This is a genomic window from Anaeromassilibacillus sp. 1001302B_160321_C8 (assembly GCF_015554745.1).
GTDB classification, from domain to species: domain Bacteria; phylum Bacillota; class Clostridia; order Oscillospirales; family Acutalibacteraceae; genus Anaeromassilibacillus; species Anaeromassilibacillus stercoravium.
This window is the reverse complement of record NZ_JADNJD010000006.1, coordinates 45,315-60,961: the sequence shown is the minus strand read 5'-3', so window position 1 is coordinate 60,961 and position 15,647 is coordinate 45,315. Positions and strand designations below refer to the sequence as shown.

Annotated in this window: 16 protein-coding genes, 1 other RNA gene and 1 pseudogene; 7 read left to right on the top strand and 11 right to left on the bottom strand. The window is 52.7% G+C overall.

Annotated features, from left to right (window positions below; genetic code table 11):
- Window positions 1–15: 15 nt before the first annotated feature.
- The 5 genes from trpB to trxA all read left to right on the top strand — a co-directional run bounded on the left by trpB (window position 16) and on the right by trxA (window position 3,678).
- The gene (gene trpB / locus I2E77_RS05755; protein WP_087233207.1) at window positions 16–1,209 is read left to right on the top strand and encodes a tryptophan synthase subunit beta; all 1,194 of its coding nucleotides are present in this window, start codon (window positions 16–18) and stop codon (window positions 1,207–1,209) included.
- Entirely contained in the window at window positions 1,196–1,984 is a 789-nt protein-coding gene (gene trpA, locus I2E77_RS05750; protein ID WP_195450796.1) for a tryptophan synthase subunit alpha, read from the top strand. Before trpB ends, trpA begins: the two co-directional genes overlap by 14 nt.
- A gap of 69 nt (window positions 1,985–2,053) precedes the next feature.
- Window positions 2,054–2,740, top strand: a complete 687-nt coding sequence (gene cobI, locus I2E77_RS05745; RefSeq protein WP_195450795.1) for a precorrin-2 C(20)-methyltransferase — start codon at window positions 2,054–2,056, stop codon at window positions 2,738–2,740.
- A gap of 22 nt (window positions 2,741–2,762) precedes the next feature.
- Window positions 2,763–3,230 (top strand): metallopeptidase family protein, encoded by a 468-nt coding sequence (locus tag I2E77_RS05740; RefSeq protein WP_195450794.1) that lies wholly within the window; start codon window positions 2,763–2,765, stop codon window positions 3,228–3,230.
- Window positions 3,231–3,363: 133 nt separating this feature from the next.
- Window positions 3,364–3,678, top strand: coding sequence for a thioredoxin (gene trxA, locus I2E77_RS05735; protein WP_087233198.1), 315 nt, complete (start codon window positions 3,364–3,366; stop codon window positions 3,676–3,678).
- A 3-nt stretch (window positions 3,679–3,681) separates the two neighbouring features.
- On the opposite strand, the gene I2E77_RS05730 is transcribed toward trxA, so the two are convergent.
- The 7 genes from I2E77_RS05730 to ffs all read right to left on the bottom strand — a co-directional run bounded on the left by I2E77_RS05730 (window position 3,682) and on the right by ffs (window position 9,034).
- The gene (locus I2E77_RS05730) at window positions 3,682–4,359 is read right to left on the bottom strand and encodes a Crp/Fnr family transcriptional regulator (RefSeq protein WP_191395489.1); all 678 of its coding nucleotides are present in this window, start codon (window positions 4,357–4,359) and stop codon (window positions 3,682–3,684) included.
- A 118-nt stretch (window positions 4,360–4,477) separates the two neighbouring features.
- Window positions 4,478–5,365, bottom strand: a complete 888-nt coding sequence (locus I2E77_RS05725) for an RsiV family protein (RefSeq protein ID WP_191362776.1) — start codon at window positions 5,363–5,365, stop codon at window positions 4,478–4,480.
- Window positions 5,362–5,856 carry an RNA polymerase sigma factor gene (locus I2E77_RS05720; RefSeq protein WP_191362775.1) on the bottom strand — a complete coding sequence of 165 codons (495 nt, stop codon included), beginning with the start codon at window positions 5,854–5,856 and terminating at the stop codon, window positions 5,362–5,364. Before I2E77_RS05720 ends, I2E77_RS05725 begins: the two co-directional genes overlap by 4 nt.
- Before the next feature lie 180 nt (window positions 5,857–6,036).
- Window positions 6,037–6,639, bottom strand: coding sequence for a recombination mediator RecR (gene recR / locus I2E77_RS05715; RefSeq protein WP_087233187.1), 603 nt, complete (start codon window positions 6,637–6,639; stop codon window positions 6,037–6,039).
- Window positions 6,640–6,642: 3 nt separating this feature from the next.
- Window positions 6,643–6,993, bottom strand: coding sequence for a YbaB/EbfC family nucleoid-associated protein (locus I2E77_RS05710; protein WP_087233184.1), 351 nt, complete (start codon window positions 6,991–6,993; stop codon window positions 6,643–6,645).
- A 100-nt stretch (window positions 6,994–7,093) separates the two neighbouring features.
- The gene (gene dnaX, locus I2E77_RS05705; protein ID WP_087233181.1) at window positions 7,094–8,740 is read right to left on the bottom strand and encodes a DNA polymerase III subunit gamma/tau; all 1,647 of its coding nucleotides are present in this window, start codon (window positions 8,738–8,740) and stop codon (window positions 7,094–7,096) included.
- 195 nt (window positions 8,741–8,935) lie between these two features.
- Window positions 8,936–9,034, bottom strand: an RNA gene (ffs, locus tag I2E77_RS05700) — signal recognition particle sRNA small type.
- A gap of 293 nt (window positions 9,035–9,327) precedes the next feature.
- Between ffs and I2E77_RS05695 the strand changes: the two genes are divergently transcribed.
- Window positions 9,328–10,116: a YhfC family intramembrane metalloprotease gene (locus I2E77_RS05695; RefSeq protein WP_195450793.1), complete on the top strand. Its 789-nt coding sequence runs from the start codon at window positions 9,328–9,330 to the stop codon at window positions 10,114–10,116.
- A 54-nt stretch (window positions 10,117–10,170) separates the two neighbouring features.
- On the opposite strand, the gene feoB is transcribed toward I2E77_RS05695, so the two are convergent.
- From feoB to I2E77_RS05680, 3 genes are read right to left on the bottom strand one after another with little or no spacing between them, the layout of a single operon-like run.
- The gene (gene feoB, locus I2E77_RS05690) at window positions 10,171–12,024 is read right to left on the bottom strand and encodes a ferrous iron transport protein B (RefSeq protein WP_195450792.1); all 1,854 of its coding nucleotides are present in this window, start codon (window positions 12,022–12,024) and stop codon (window positions 10,171–10,173) included.
- Window positions 12,025–12,041: 17 nt separating this feature from the next.
- On the bottom strand, window positions 12,042–12,566 hold the full coding sequence (locus I2E77_RS05685; RefSeq protein WP_195450791.1) for a spore maturation protein: 525 nt from the start codon (window positions 12,564–12,566) through the stop codon (window positions 12,042–12,044).
- On the bottom strand, window positions 12,559–13,140 hold the full coding sequence (locus tag I2E77_RS05680; protein ID WP_087233172.1) for a nucleoside recognition domain-containing protein: 582 nt from the start codon (window positions 13,138–13,140) through the stop codon (window positions 12,559–12,561). The genes I2E77_RS05685 and I2E77_RS05680 overlap by 8 nt, the downstream gene beginning before the upstream one ends.
- Window positions 13,141–13,307: 167 nt before the next feature.
- Here I2E77_RS05680 and I2E77_RS05675 point away from each other — a divergent pair, with 167 nt between their 5' ends.
- Window positions 13,308–13,559, top strand: coding sequence for an AbrB/MazE/SpoVT family DNA-binding domain-containing protein (locus tag I2E77_RS05675; protein WP_054323025.1), 252 nt, complete (start codon window positions 13,308–13,310; stop codon window positions 13,557–13,559).
- A 274-nt stretch (window positions 13,560–13,833) separates the two neighbouring features.
- On the opposite strand, the pseudogene I2E77_RS05670 reads toward I2E77_RS05675, so the two are convergent.
- Window positions 13,834–15,647 (bottom strand): annotated as a pseudogene (locus I2E77_RS05670) (FIVAR domain-containing protein); the annotation flags it as partial.

Sequence of the window (15,647 nt, the reverse complement as noted above, 5' to 3'; positions counted from 1 at the left end):
GGAAGGAAGGACAACATGAGTAAAATCGGAAGATACGGCGAATACGGCGGCCAATATGTGCCGGAAACCGTGATGAACGCGGTACACGAGCTGGAAGCCGCCTACGCAACATATAAAGACGACCCAGATTTTCAAAAGGAGCTCTCCTGGTACTATCAGAACTATGCCGGAAGGCCCTCCATGCTCTACTATGCGGAGAAAATGACAAAGGATCTCGGCGGCGCAAAGATCTATATCAAGCGCGAGGACCTCAACCACACGGGCTCCCACAAGATCAACAATGTCCTGGGCCAAATTTTGTTGGCGAAACGCATGGGCAAAAAGCGCATCATTGCGGAGACTGGCGCTGGCCAGCACGGCGTGGCGACAGCGACCGCCGCTGCGCTGTTCGGAATGGAATGCGAAGTCTATATGGGGGCAACAGACGTGGAACGCCAATCGCTCAACGTCTACCGCATGGAGCTGTTGGGCGCAAAGGTGATACCGGTCCACAGCGGCACCGCTACGCTGAAGGACGCCATCAACGAGGCCATGCGCGACTGGACCACCAACGTGGAAACCACCCATTATCTGATCGGTTCCGTGATGGGCCCCCACCCCTATCCACAGATGGTGCGTGACTTTCAGAAAATCATTGGGCAGGAAGCCAAGCGCCAATTGATGGAAATCGAGGGCAGGTTACCCGACGCCGTCTGTGCCTGTGTGGGCGGCGGCTCCAACGCCATGGGGATGTTCTACGACTTCATCCCCGACGAATCGGTCCGGCTGCTCGGCGCAGAGGCAGCGGGCGAAGGTGTGGACACCGACCGGACGGCAGCGACGATTTCCAGGGGCCGCGCGGGGATCTTCCATGGTATGAAGTCCATCTTCCTGCAAAATGAAGAGGGCCAAATTGCGCCGGTCTATTCGCTCTCCGCGGGGCTGGACTATCCGGGAATTGGCCCGGAGCACGCGCAGCTCGCCAAGACCGGCCGCGGCGAATACTTTGCCATCACGGACGAAGAGGCGGTATGCGCCTTTGAATATCTCTCCCGTATGGAGGGGATTATCCCGGCGATCGAATCCGCACATGCTGTTGCGCTGGCTTGCAAGATCGCTCCGACCATGCGCAAGGATCAAACCATGATCATCTGCCTGTCCGGACGCGGCGACAAGGACGTTTATCAGGTGGCAAGATACAGGGGGGTAAAGCTCAATGAACAGGATTGACGCGACATTTCAGAAATTGCAAGAGCAGGGCCGCAAGGCGCTGATTCCGTTTGTGACCGCGGGCGACGCCGGCCTGGACACCACAGAGCAGCTTGTTTTGCAGTTGGAGGCTTCCGGGGCGGATATCATCGAATTGGGCGTCCCTTTTTCCGATCCCATCGCGGAAGGGCCGGTCATCCAGGAAGCCAGCGTCCGCTCCCTGGAGAATGGGACGAAACTGGTTGATATTTTCGATTTGGTCAAACGCTTGCGGGAAAAGACGCAGGTTCCTCTTCTGTTGATGCTTTACATCAACAGCATTTTCGGCTTCGGTACGGAGCGTTTTTTCCAGCTATGCGCCGAGAGCGGCGTGGACGGTGTAATCGTCCCCGATCTGCCCTATGAAGAACAGGATGAAATCCAAGAGGCCGCGGACCGTGCGGGTGTGTATTCCATCAGCATGGTGGCCCCCACCTCTCAAGAGCGCATTGCGATGATCGCCAGCGCCGCCAAGGGATTCCTGTACTGTGTTTCCTCCACCGGCGTCACCGGTATGCGCAAGGAGTTTACCACGGATTTTGATGCATTTTTCCATACCATCCGCCAATCTGCACATATCCCCTGCGCTGTGGGATTTGGCCTCTCCGGGCCGGAACAGGCCAAAGCGATCAGCGCCTACTGCGACGGCGTGATCGTGGGCAGTGCCATTGTGAAACTGGTTGCCGAATCCGGCAAGGACTGCGTGGAACCGGTTGGGCACTTCACTGCTTCTCTGCGCAAAGCGCTGGATTCCTAAACTTTTGCAATTTTTTGCCCGTCATGGTATCATAAACTCCAAATGTTCTACATTGGAGGAATGCATACCATGACGGGAATTTTATATAGCATTGGCGTTGGGCCCGGAGATCCGGAACTTCTCACACGCAAGGCGGAACGTCTCATTCGCAGTTGCCCGGTCCTTGCGGCCCCTGGCGGCCGGGACAGCACGTCCTTTCGCATTGCCGTACAGGCGATTCCAGAGATTGCGGAGAAGCCCTGTCTTTCCCTGCACCTTCCCATGACGCGCGACCAACAGGTTCTGAAGGAAAGCCACCGGGTTGCGGCGGAACAGGTGGCGGAAACCCTGAAAAGTGGCCAGGACGTCGCCCTGCTCACCTTGGGCGACCCTTCGATCTACTCCACCTGCACATACATACAAAATCAAATACAGGCAATGGGCTTTTCCTATCAAATGGTCGCCGGTGTGCCCTCTTTCTGCGCGGCCGCGGCAGCGCTGGGCGAAAGCCTGACCGAAGCGGATAAGCCCCTGCGGATCTTGCCCGCCTCTTACCCTTGTGCGGAACCGGAGCTCGATGCCCCGGGCGTCAAGATCCTGATGAAAAGCGGCAAGCAGTTTGCAAATGTGAAGCGGCTTTTAACGGAAAAGGGTCTCTCCGAACATACCAGCGTCGTACAGAACTGTGGGATGCCTGGGGAAGCGCTCTATCCTACGCTTTCCCAGGCGGGCGATACCGCCGGATACTTTTCCCTATTGATCGTAAAAGACCTGTAAAACAGAAGGGGGGAGAAATGGTATGGTCTCCATCGAAAAAGCAGAAGAATGGTTGGCAGAGCTGTTGGATGAACTTCCGGAGGCCTTCTTCCAAGAGCTCAACGGCGGCGTCTGCCTGCTCCCCGATGCAAAGCCGGACCCGGACTTTCCCGGAGAGGACCTCTACATTTTGGGCGAATACTGCCAGGACCCCTATTTAGGTAGAAGCATCGTCATCTATTACGGGTCCTTTGAACCCGTCTTCGGAGATTTATCTCCGCTGGAACTGCGCCGTGAGCTGCGCGATACCCTCCGGCACGAATTCCGCCATCATGTGGAAGCCTTGGCCGGTGAAAACGGCCTGGATTTGGAGGACGAGGCATGGCTGGCAGAGTATTTGGAGGAAAGCCGTCCCGTACGCGATCCAGAAAAAGCTGCCCAAAAGGCCTATGAAAAGGGATTGGCCGATGGGAAACGCTCCAAGTGGTGGAACCGGCGTAAAAAAGAATAGAGTCAACGCAAAAACACCGCATACGGAGCACGTATGCGGTGTTTTGCTTCGGTGATTTGGTCACAGAACTTTTTGGGCATCTCCCATATACTAAGAACAACAAAACACAAACTACACGAAAGGAGACATTCACATGTCTGTTTTACATCTTACAAAAGAAACCTTCGCCAATGAAGTGCTGCATACCTCCCTGCCGGTCTTAATTGATTTCTGGGCCCCGTGGTGCGGCCCGTGCCGCATGGTCTCCCCCATGATCGACCAACTTGCGCAGGAATTGAAGGGTACTGCCAAGGTCTGCAAAATCAATATAGACGAGGAACCCGAGCTGGCTTCCGCGTTCGGCGTCATGAGCATCCCCACGCTCCTGGTCATCCAGGACGGAAAAATCGTCGCCCAATCGGTCGGCCTCAAAGCCAAAGAGCAAATCAAGCAGATGATCCCCGTCTGATGGTCATTCCCTCGCCAGTGCATTCAACGCTTTGCGGTCCAACAGCCGGATTCCCTTGCGGGAGACCTCCACCAACCCTTCGTTCTGAAAATACTTCAACATGCGCGACACCACTTCCCGTGCGCTGCCCATATGGTGGGCGATCTGTTCATGCGTCAGCGTGACGGCGTCGTTCCCTTCCAGAGCGGCTTGTTCCAATAGGAAAATCGCCAACCGGCGGTCGAACTTCATAAAAACAATCTGCTCGACGACCCACATCACGTCTGAAAAGCGTGCGGAAATGGTCTCCTGCAAAAATGTCTGCACCGCCAGATTGCTCTTGCCAAGGGCATCGTAGGCGGAAGCTTGGATGAGATAGAGTTCCGTCTCTTCTTCAGTATCCACATAGATGTCAAAGGAAATATTTTTCAGGATGCACGATGCAGAGAGGAAACAGACATCTCCATCGAGCAAGCGATATAAAGTGATTTCTTTTCCTTCGTCAGACATCAGATACGCCCGCAGCTGCCCGCGTTTTACAGCAAGCACCCCTGTACACCTCTCCAAACCGCTGTGAATTCGGCTGCCTTTTGGATACACATAGCACCGCGTTTGCGATAAAAGTTTCTGCTGTTCCCGCAGAGTCAACCCTTTCCAAAATGGGAACGTCTCTTCCAAAAAGCGCAGATCAAGCGGTTCCATATGCACTCCCCTTTTCCTCGTAACATTGTATACCCAGTATAGCATAATCCAAAGAGGAAAGGGAAAGAAGTGTGCAAAAAATCTTCAGTAGGAAGAAATCCTACTGAAGATTTTTGTTTTACGGAACAATTTCAAATTCCTGTGCACCGAAGGCGCCCGGGGCAATCTCATAAGCGGCGAACACCACAACCGGATTTCCTTTTTCATTCAAATAGAATTTGGTATTTTCATCCACCGTGGTAAATCCTTCGATTCCGTCACTGCCATCCCAGTAAACCAGATTCTCGTCCTCTGCCATACGCTGCTGCATCTGCTCTCGGATGCTCGCATTCGCAATAGAGACATAATCCTCTCCCAGGATATCCTCCAAGGTCAGCGCCTTGTCGTCTTTTAAGTCGATGTTGTAGAAATATTGCACGTTATACGCATTGCACCAGTTCTCGTTTGCCGTAAGTTCCAGAGAAAGGCGCGTATCCGACTGGTATTTCACATCGTACTGAACATCAACCTTGATATCCTTCTGTGCAAATTCTTCCTCCGTGCCTCCTGTTGCAATGAACGCCTCTTTGTACTCCGCGATTTGCTGTTCCGCCTGCGCTTTGTAGTCATCCACAATCTTCTGGATTTCTGCATTTACATCGGCTACAACGCCGCTGTCTTCTTCTCCTTCAATCTGAGGGACTTCCATCTGAATGGTCTTATCCTCGTCCTCCTGAACGTAGCTTCTCCAGGTGACGACTTGGACAATGCCTCCCACCACCGGAACCTTGGCAACTGCTGCTGCAAAGGGTTCGCTGACATTCAATGCTGCAACGAAACAGATCACCAAACACGCTGCCGTAGCCGCTACTCGTTTTCCATACCGTTTGAATAGATGCATTTCGTTTCCTCCTTTTCTCAATTGTGTTTGTTGTATGGCTTGATGAACCGTCTCTGAAAGTTCGCTGGGAATTTCTGTCGCATCATAAATCTTTTTGGAATCACGGATACGATCTTCTTTGTTCATGCCAATCCCTCCTCGTAAGTCATCTTGATTTGTTTCAGCGCCGAATAGAGACGGTATTTCACTGTGCTAAGCTTCGCCCCCGTTACCTTGGCGATCTCTGCCAAGGAGAAATCCTCATAAAAACGCAGGACCACTACGGTTTTCATCTTTTCCGGGAGCTTTTGCACCTGTTCATAAATTTCCATCGCCTGGTGGTCTTCCTCCACCGGCGTATCTTGAATGCGCTGCAAATCCCCTGGCTCATAGGAATATTCCCGTTTTCCCTTCTGCAGCGCGGTTAAGCATTCATTGACCAAAACCCGGTAGAACCAGGTCTTCACATAGTCGGCGTTGCGAATCGAGGTATAATGCTCCAATGCCTTGACAATCGCATTCTGTACAATATCGAGGGCTGCATCCGCATTATGGACATAGGAAAAGGCAAGCCGGTAAAATTTATCCTGATTTTCCAGCAAATAGCTAACAATTTGTTCGCGTAACTCCTCCTTCATAATGCCCCTCCTTCCTGTTGCTTTTTCTACTCTTTAGATCGGCGAACACTGGCAAAAGTTAGTCCCTTACAATTTTTTCTATACTTTATCATTATTTCGTTTCGAGCAATCAGTCCTATGATCGAAAAATCCCCGGCAACGAAGGATTTCTCCTTCCCTGCCGGGGATTAGTGATTCTGTTCAAATCTCGCTGCGCCCTTCGATCGCGCGGGATAGGGTTACTTCATCCGCATATTCCAAATCGCCGCCCACCGGGATCCCATATGCGAGGCGTGTCACCTTTACCCCCAGCGGCTTGAGCAGCCGGGAAATATACATGGCGGTCGCTTCCCCCTCCACCGTGGGATTGGTGGCCATAATGACCTCCTGGACCCCACCCGCATGAACGCGCGCCAGTAGCTCCTTGATGCAGAGCTGATCTGGCCCCACCCCGCTGAGCGGGGAAATCACGCCGTGAAGGACGTGGTAAGTGGCATTGAATTCGTTGGTGCGCTCCAGTGCAATCACATCACGCGGGTCCTCCACCACACAAATGATGGACTTGTCCCTCGCTTCGTTGCGGCACACAGGGCACAATTCCTGATCGGTTAAGTTGCAGCAAATTTTGCAATAATGGATTTTTTCATGCGCATCCAAAATGGCGTTGGCAAATGCCTCTGCACCTTCTTTGGATAGGCCCAAAACATAGTAGGCCAGCCGCTGAGCGCTTTTATGCCCAATACCGGGCAATTTCTCAAATTGCTCAATCAGACGCGACAGCGGGGCAACATTATATGAGGGCATTCTTTACAGGAGGCCCGGCATGTTGAAGCCGCCGGAGATCTTTTCCATCTTCTCCGCCTTCTCTTCGGAAGCCGCGCGCAGCGCCTCGTTGACAGCTGCACGGACCAGATCCGCCAGCATCTCTACATCTTCGGGATCGACCACTTCAGGCTTAATCTCGATGGACTGTACTTCCAAGCTGCCGCTGACTGTAGCCTTCACAGCGTCGCCGCCGGAAGTCGCTGTATATAACTTCTGATCCAGCTCTGCGCTGGCCGCATCCATCTCCTCCTGAATTTTTTGGGCCTGACGAGCGAGCTGCTGGATATTTGCTGCTCCGCCTCCGCCGTATCCCTGGGGTAATCTTGCCTTCATAAATCAAAACTCCTTTTCAAAAGATTCTTTGCCCAAATGGGCGTTCTATTTTATCAAATTGATGAGAACACATCTTCATTTCCCGTTTGTCCGGCCGCAGTTACGTCCGTGTCACAGGGATTCCCGCCTCTTCCGCTTCTCCAGCCAATTTCAATAGAGGGTCAACTTCGGCCTCTTCCTGTTTCTTTGCACGATAAGGGCCTAGTTTATAGACGCGTCCGGTGACCTGCTGGATCGCCTCGCGCATCTTATCGCGCTGCGAAGACTTGCGGAGCAGCTCAAAGGCCATTTCCTTGGCGTCAATCAACACATAATCGCCGTTGACATATGCCGAAGAACCGGTGAACGCCGCTGATATCGCAACCGAATATTCTTTTAAGATACGCAAAATCTCCGGCCATTCAGCCAAGCGGGTTGCACCTTCTTCAAGAGGCTTCTGGGGGTTGGCCGCAACCGATGGCCTTATAGGGGGAGGCAAAACAGCTTCCTCTTTTTTTGGGGGAAGCTCGTCCGGCAATGGAACTACGCTTGGCTGCCCTTCCTGTTTTGGTTCCTCAGGGCTTTGCACAATAGGCTCCGTCTGCTTTGCCTTCGAAGCCGCTAGGCGGGGATTGCCCCGCTCCAATGCCTCGATCCGCCGGATCAAAGCGGCATTCGAATCATCCAATTCCGGCGAGCAAAGCTTGATCAGCGCCATTTCCAGCTCGACACGGCGGTCGCCGCCGCGATACATCTTGTCTAAAGCCCCTTGCAGCGTATCGAGACCGTGTAAGATCTCCGATAGAGGGGTGGAAAGCGCCTGCTTGGTCATCTGCTCAAATTCATCGTCCGATACAGCGAGAATACCCCGCGCGTCCTTCATCGTTTTAATCAACATCAACCCGCGGTAGTGGGAGGAAAGCTCCTCACAAAGGCGCGCCATGTCCTTGGACGCATTGTGCAGGCGGTCGATCGTCTCCAATGCGGAAGACGAATCCTGCTTGCGCACGGCTTCGGATAAGGCAAATAGATGGTCGCGCCCAACAAGCCCAACCGTCTCCTGAACAACGTCCAGCGTAACCTGTTTGCTCCGCCCAAGGCACTGATCTAAGAGGGAAAGCGCATCGCGAAGAGCGCCGTCCGCCAATCGAGCAAGCAGCAAGCCTGCCTGCTCCTCCAAAACAGCCCCTTCCTGCTCCGCTACATAGGCCAACCGCCCGGCGATTTCCTGCGGAGGAATCCGCCGGAAGTCGAACCGCTGGCATCGGGACAGGATTGTGGCGGGAAGCTTGTGGACCTCTGTGGTTGCAAGGATGAAAATCACATGCTCTGGCGGCTCTTCCAGCGTCTTCAACAGCGCATTAAACGCCCCTGTGGACAGCATGTGTACTTCGTCGATGATATAAACACGGTATTTGGCGGCAGCCGGGGTGAAATTCGCCTCTTCCCGCAACATACGGATGTTATCCACGCCGTTGTTGCTGGCAGCGTCAATCTCCACGATATCCATCACGGAACCATTTTCGATTCCGCGGCAGATTTCGCACGACCCACAAGGGTCGCCGCCGTGCAGCTCGAGACAGTTGACCGCCTTTGCCAGAATCTTCGCGCAGGTGGTCTTTCCTGTTCCGCGCGATCCTGTGAAGAGGTACGCGTGCGCAATCCGGCCAGCCATCAGCTCATTTTTGAGCGTTACGGTGACCTGTGGCTGCCCTACTACGTCCGCAAAGACCTGCGGCCGCCACTTTCGGTACAAGACCTTATACATATGCGCACCTCTCTCTAGATTTCCGCGAATAGAAGCCTATCAACCCGCTGTGCTCTTCTTAAACAAACACCTTCGTCACAAAAGAATACGCCAATCTAAGACGCACAACCGCCTCCTGTATCTTCCGGACAGCCCGTATACAAACGGAAAGCAAGGACAGCCGCCTCGCGACGGTATCGTGTACCGGGATATGCAGACGAACGGACCACCTGCATCGCACGGGCTCTTCCGCTTAATGCTGCTCGGTTCCCCGCCTGACATGGTTCACGGCGCTCCGTCGCACAGAGCCCGCCCGCCTGCATATCCTGTTACACGCAATTCCTGCCTTGCTTCTCCAAGGGTCATCCCTTGACCTGGATATTATATCGTATTTTGCGCAAAAACGCAAGGCCCAACTTGTCTTCTTTTACAAAAGTTCACCATTTTTTCAGATTGCAGAAACCGATTTTGGGAAATTTACATCGGCTGGCCGCATGTAGAGAATTGTTTGCTAACTTAATCAAAAGGAAATTGCCCAATCGATCGCATTCCCTCTAGTATTTTTATAATAACCATGCTAAAATGGGGCACAAAGGAGATGAATCGTCATGATTCCAACAGAAATACTTATTGCATTTGGAATTTCTTCTTTTTTTACAGTGCTATTCCCCCTTTTACTTCTGGTCCTCCTTGCGATCCGGCGGGCAATTTCGCTACGCCCTTTGCTCATCGGTGTACTCGCGTTTTTTGTTTCACAGATTCTACTGCGTATCCCGCTTTTAAGTATTCTCTCCACACAGGGCTGGTTCCTTACTTTTGCGCAACAACAGATGCTTTTGTATCTCATTTTACTCAGTGCTTCCGCCGGGCTGTTTGAAGAATCTGCCCGCCTGTTGGGCGCAAAATGTTTCTGCAAGGGGCGGCGCAGCTACCGCGACGCAGTCTCTTTTGGCCTGGGGCATGGGCTCTGCGAGGTGGTTTTGCTGGTGGGCCTTAGCTCCATCGGCAACCTCCTCTACTGTGTGATGATTAACAGCGGCTCTTTGGGAGCGGCCGCATCAGGCTCCGCTGAGATGCTCCAGCAGATCACAGCTGCATTGGCCTCCGTGTCCACCGCTAGCATCTATTTGGGAATTGTGGAGCGCATCTCTGCGGTGCTCTTCCATGTTTTTGCTTCTGTGCTGATTTTCTACGGTGTCAATCGCGGGCATTCGTTCCGCTACTGGCTGTTCGCCTTGCTCGCCCATACAGCGTTCAATGTGGCCGCTACATTCTTGGTACAATACAGTAACATATGGATTTGTGAAGGCGTGCTTCTCCTTTTGGGACTCCTATCGCTCGCTTATGTCTTGCACGTGCGCAAATCCTTCCCAAGGGAAAACGCTTATGCATTCTAAAATAGCGATTAAAAAGCAGCTTCACGGAAGTTTTCCACGAAGCTGCTTTGTTTATTATGAAAATAGTTTTAGGAGAAGCATACCAGTCTGGTAAAAGAGCGCGGAAACATACCACGCCACGGACAGCTGCCAAACCACGCATACAGCCGTCCATTTGAAGCTGCCCATCTCCCGATGAATCGCGGAAATGGCAGCTACACACGGCGTATAGAGCAGTACAAACAGCAGAAAGGAACCGGCCGAAAGCGGGGTAAACACCCCGGACAAGGCGTCCGCAAGCCCCATCTCGCCGCCATACAGCACCCCCATTGTGCTGACGACACCCTCCTTCGCCACCAATCCGGCCATCAGGGACACGGCGGCACGCCAATCGTCAAACCCACACAGTCGGAATAGGGGAGCAATCCACCCACCCACTACCGCGAGGATGCTCTGGGAGCTATCCGTCACATATTGCAGTTGGGGAGAAAACGAGCGCAGAACCCAGACGAAAACGGTTGCACACAGCAGAACCGTCCCTGCCCTTTTGAAAAAGTCCTTGACGCGCTCCCAAACATGGATGCGCAAACTCTTCCAGGTGGGCAGCCGGTAAGGAGGCAATTCCATCACGAAGGGAGCCTCTTCCCCTTTTAAAACGGTCTTTTGGAAAAACCATGCCGACAGCGCTCCCAGCAGAATCCCCAGCAGATAAACGCCAAACATCACAACCGGTCCCCACCTGGAAAAAAAGGTGGCGATAAACAGCGAATAGACGGGCATTTTCGCACTGCACGATAGAAACGGAAGCGTTAAGAGCGTCAGGCGGCGATCCTTCTGGTTTTCCAGAATTCGGGTTCCCATTGCCGCTGGAACCGTGCATCCAAACCCCATCAACAGCGGTACAAAGGCTTTCCCGGATAAGCCGAGCTTTCGCATGGGCGCGTCCATTATAAAGGCGGCCCGCGCCATATAGCCGCTGTCTTCCAACAGGGAGAGAAGGAAAAACAGCAGGACAATCTGTGGAAAAAACGCCGATACCGCCCCCAGTCCGGCGAGGATGCCCTCTACGACCAAACTGCGCACCCATTCCGATGCCCCTGCCATTGTAAGCAGCCATTCCACATGCTTCGAAACCGCTACAAACCCGGCTGACAGCCCTTCCGAGAAAAAGGCCCCTACGCTGCCAAAGGTAAGGTAGAAGACGAGGAAAATCAGCACTAGGAACAAGGGGATCGCAAAAAACCGATGCATGACAATCGCGTCAACCCGGTCACTCAAACGTTTTCCTGGATGCTTCTTAAAAAGAAGTCCCTGTTTCACGGCATATTCCGCCGCACCGTACCGCCGTTTCGCTAATTGTTCTTCATAGTCAGGCATGTCCGGTGCTGGAATGGGATACAATGGCCTCGCACATGAGGAAGACATTTCCCCTCTATGTACCACCTCCAAAAGGAGCGCTTCCATCCCCTCCCCGGTTGCTGCCGAAATGGGAATTATCGGAACCCCCAATGCCTTTTCCAAAGCCGGCTGGTTGATACTCCCCCCCTGCCTCCGCAATTCATCTATCAGATTGAGGGCGACCACCACTGGAAGCCTTCGCTCCAAAAGCTGCATGGTGAGGTAGAGGTTCCGCTCCAGGTTCGTGGCGTCAACCACATCGATGACAACCTCCATCTCCCCTCTCTGCAAAAGGCGGTCCGCGATCATTTCCTCGGGAGAATTGGGCGTTAAGGAATATACCCCTGGCAAATCCGTTATTTCGAGTTGTACCCCATGAATCCGTCGTCCTCCTGTCTTCTTCTCAACGGTCACGCCAGGCCAGTTCCCCACATATTGGTGATCCCCCGTCAGCCGATTAAACAACGTCGTCTTTCCACAATTTGGATTTCCTGCCAATACAACGCGGAGTTTCTTTTCTCCTTCCTGCATGCGTCCTTCCTCCCCGATTAAGTTCCAAAAAACAACCGCACTGCAAGCCCAGCGACGAAAAATGCAGTTAGATCTGCGATTAACGCCGCAGGAATAGTATGCCGCGTTTTTTTGATCTGTACCGCCCCATAGTAAACGGCGATGCAATAAAAGGTCGTCTCGGTCGAACCAGCCATTACGGAGGCGACGCGGCCCGCAAAGCTGTCCGGCCCGTCCTTTGCAAAGATCTGTGTCAACAGCGCAGTCGCCCCGCTTCCTGAAACCGGTTTAATGAGTGCAAGCGGCAGTACATCTGCTGGAATCCCCAAAAATGTTGCCACGGGAGCAAGGAACGAAGCCAGTAGATCCAAAGCGCCGGATGCGTTCAGCATCGTGACAGCCATAATCAGCCCCACCAATGTGGGAAGGATGGAAAAGCACGACTGCAATCCCTCTTTTGCCCCTTCTACAAAGGTGTCAAACACCGGCACACGCCGGACCACACCAAATGCCACCATCAACAGCACGGCAACCGGAACCACATATATTCCCAGTTTATCCAATGGAGCAGCCCTCCAATAATTTCGCCGCCAAAAGGCCGGCAACCAGCGCGATGGCGGAAACCATCCACACGGCGGGCAAAATGTCGAACGGCGCTGCGGATCCATACTGCGCCCGGAGCGTCCCCATAAACGTTGGAATCAGTTGAAGCGATGCCGTATTCAGCACGACGAACATCACCATGGAGTTATCCGCCACATGCGAACCGCGATTCTGCGCGGCCATCTCTTTCATAGCGGCAAGCCCCATCGGGGTCGCTGCATTCCCCAATCCCAAAAGATTCGCTGTAATGTTCATACAGATGGCCTTTGCCGCAGGGCTTTCCGGCGGATAGGCGGGAAATAAACGGCGCAAAACCGGCGCCAGAAGGCGCGAAAGGATCGCGGTGAGCCCTCCGGCGTCTGCAATTTTCATCAGCCCTGTCCAGGCGCACATCATCCCCATCATCCCGAAAATTAATTGCACCGCATTCCCGGCCCCCGCCAATACAGCCTCCGAAAGCTGCTGCATGCGGCCGGTCGCCAAAGCACAAAAAACACTCACTGCGATCATCGCCGCCCATACCTTGTTCAGCATTCGGGTTCCTCCATCCTGTTGTGTTCTATTCCAATCTGTATTCATTTTCAATAACGGATAGTATATTTTTTAGCTTGAATAGATTGACAAAAATGGTAAATAATGTTACCATCTTTACAGGAAGTGACAAAACTTCCAAAATCATCCATAAAGGAGGACATTCTATTTTGAAATCGACAGGAATTGTCCGTAAAGTTGACGAGCTTGGACGAATTGTTCTGCCAAAGGAATTGCGCAGTACTTTAAATATTCAAGAAAAGGACCCTCTGGAAATTTTTGTTGAGGACTCTGACATCATTTTGCGGAAATATCAACCGGCATGTATCTTTTGCAACAGCCTCGTCAATATTACAACCTACCGCGGACACAACATCTGTCAAAACTGTCTGAAAAAGCTCGCGAGCCTTTCTCAGGATTGATACTGCCCGAGTTCCTAATTGGGTAGGTTCATAGACTATAACAGCGCGAAATCCTAATTGGGAATATCGCGCTGTTTTTTTATCGTTTTCGATCACAAAAAGAACCCCCGCAGCTTACAGGGAGTGACTCTGTAAACTGCGGGGTTCTCCTCAGGTGGAGAAAAACATCGTATGTTTTCCTTAGAGATTAGGAAAATGAAGAGAAAATGAAACTTGTTGTCTGTTTATCGGGTTCGGAAAGAAGCATTCCCGCTTCTTTCCAATCGGGCAATACTCACGCAACCGTTACCACACAATGGCACTGCGGCGCTTCACCCGGCATCTGGGTGTAAATACCAGCGCTCTGTCCGGGCGCGCCAGTCGCCCAAATGCGGAAGTAATAGTCATTGCCGATTTTCGCTACAAACTGGGTCTTAAACACATCCCCATTGCCGACTGTAAAGTTCGGCATCACAGCACTGCCATTGGTCACCGTCATCTTGAAGCAATAGGCGCTGCCGCGTTTCAAAGCAAAGGGAAGGGTTGTATCAGAGATCACCGAACGGACAGCGGAGGAAGTCCCCACACTCTGCCCCGCAGTGATCGCCACCGCTGTAGCGGTTGTAAACGCCGTTTTGTTGCTACTGGAGGAGCTGGAGCTGCCAGAAGAACTGTTATGCGTGGTCGTCTCCTTTTTCTCCAAGCTATTATATGCATCCTGCAAGGCATCGCTCATTGCGTCAACCTCGTCCTGATCGTCTTCGCTCAGGGCCGCGTCATTTGCCATAGCCTTCGCCGTGTTGAGCACTTGCTGGAATGCTGCTACACTCTTTGCTGTAAACCCACTCAAGTCGACCGTCTCCATAGAGGCAATCAGTGCGCGCAGAGCATCTTTATCGGCGATCTTACGCATGGCCGCCAAAGCTTCCGTCAAGGTAATCGCTGCGTTATCCACGTCTTCCTGCGTAGCGTCCCGATCTTCTACGATCACATTTGCAGCTTCCAGCGCCTGAGCCATCTCAGCCTTTCCAGCTTCGATATATTCGTCCAGATTCAGGCCCTTTGCCTTTGCAATCACCGCTTCCAGTTCGGAGGTATCCGCTCTGCGGACCAGGCCAAGAAGTGCCTGCTCCAGTGCATCCGCAGCCGCGTTGATCTCGTCTTCCATCGCATTTTCGTCAGCCAAAACATCCTGGGCGTCTACGAAAGCGGTGTTGAATTCCTCGTTATACGCCGAGGTGAATTCATCGAGGTCGATCTGCTCTGCAATTGCTACCAATTCTTCCAGATAGGTCTTGTCTCCCTTGACGAAGTCGATGCAGTGCAGCGCATCCAACAGTCCGCTCCACGCCTGGTCAATCTCCGTCTGCGTTGCGGTCGGGTTATCAATAATCTCCTGGGCTGCTGCAATTGCATTTTCCATTGCTTCGAGTACAGCAGGGAGCATTGCATCCTTATCCGCCTCATCCAGTGCCTTCTGCGCCGTCTCCAGGGTCATACGAAGAACACGCTTATCAACAACTGTAAAGGCAAAGGTTGTATGCATCTGTTCGCTGGGATTGAGTTCATATGTAAACACAGCGCTATCGTCAAAATCAACGCTTTCGCCATTGACCAAGACGCCGGCAATTTCTTTTCCTTCGACTGCCGGTACAAATTCCAGCGTCACAACTCCATCCTCTGCATCCGCCGTATACAGGCCGATCAGGTTTGCGAGTTTCTGCTCCTCTCCATCCACAGAGAGCTTCACATTTTTGCTGTATGCCACGCTGTACTGGCCAGGCTTTACATCGCCGGAGAGTACCACGGTGCTATACGGGGCAATCGTCAACATGCCATCTTCCAACTTCGAAACGGTATCCACGCTGAATTTCTTCAGGATCTTGCTGAAGGAACCAAATTCTGCATCCGGTTTTACTTCCACGGTGATTTCGTTTCCAGTCAGGTTCGTTGCTACCAGGACGCTGTCGTCCTGCGTCATACGGATGTAAGATGCTACGCCATCATTGCCGGTGTCATATTCCGCCACATCGCCGTCTTTCAGCGCGCGGATCTCATTGCGCCAGCTCAACAGCTCTTTGTAGTGGTTCAGCATGGAATCCGGATCGT

Excerpts from the sequence above, each read along its gene's own strand:
- trpB (WP_087233207.1), top strand. The coding sequence starts at position 16 with ATGAGTAAAATCGGAAGATACGGCGAATACGGCGGCCAATATGTGCCG.
- trpA (WP_195450796.1), top strand. The coding sequence starts at position 1,196 with ATGAACAGGATTGACGCGACATTTCAGAAATTGCAAGAGCAGGGCCGC.
- cobI (WP_195450795.1), top strand. The coding sequence starts at position 2,054 with ATGACGGGAATTTTATATAGCATTGGCGTTGGGCCCGGAGATCCGGAA.
- I2E77_RS05740 (WP_195450794.1), top strand. The coding sequence starts at position 2,763 with ATGGTCTCCATCGAAAAAGCAGAAGAATGGTTGGCAGAGCTGTTGGAT.
- trxA (WP_087233198.1), top strand. The coding sequence starts at position 3,364 with ATGTCTGTTTTACATCTTACAAAAGAAACCTTCGCCAATGAAGTGCTG.
- I2E77_RS05730 (WP_191395489.1), bottom strand. The coding sequence starts at position 4,359 with ATGGAACCGCTTGATCTGCGCTTTTTGGAAGAGACGTTCCCATTTTGG.
- I2E77_RS05725 (WP_191362776.1), bottom strand. The coding sequence starts at position 5,365 with ATGAACAAAGAAGATCGTATCCGTGATTCCAAAAAGATTTATGATGCG.
- I2E77_RS05720 (WP_191362775.1), bottom strand. The coding sequence starts at position 5,856 with ATGAAGGAGGAGTTACGCGAACAAATTGTTAGCTATTTGCTGGAAAAT.
- recR (WP_087233187.1), bottom strand. The coding sequence starts at position 6,639 with ATGCCCTCATATAATGTTGCCCCGCTGTCGCGTCTGATTGAGCAATTT.
- I2E77_RS05710 (WP_087233184.1), bottom strand. The coding sequence starts at position 6,993 with ATGAAGGCAAGATTACCCCAGGGATACGGCGGAGGCGGAGCAGCAAAT.
- dnaX (WP_087233181.1), bottom strand. The coding sequence starts at position 8,740 with ATGTATAAGGTCTTGTACCGAAAGTGGCGGCCGCAGGTCTTTGCGGAC.
- I2E77_RS05695 (WP_195450793.1), top strand. The coding sequence starts at position 9,328 with ATGATTCCAACAGAAATACTTATTGCATTTGGAATTTCTTCTTTTTTT.
- feoB (WP_195450792.1), bottom strand. The coding sequence starts at position 12,024 with ATGCAGGAAGGAGAAAAGAAACTCCGCGTTGTATTGGCAGGAAATCCA.
- I2E77_RS05680 (WP_087233172.1), bottom strand. The coding sequence starts at position 13,140 with ATGCTGAACAAGGTATGGGCGGCGATGATCGCAGTGAGTGTTTTTTGT.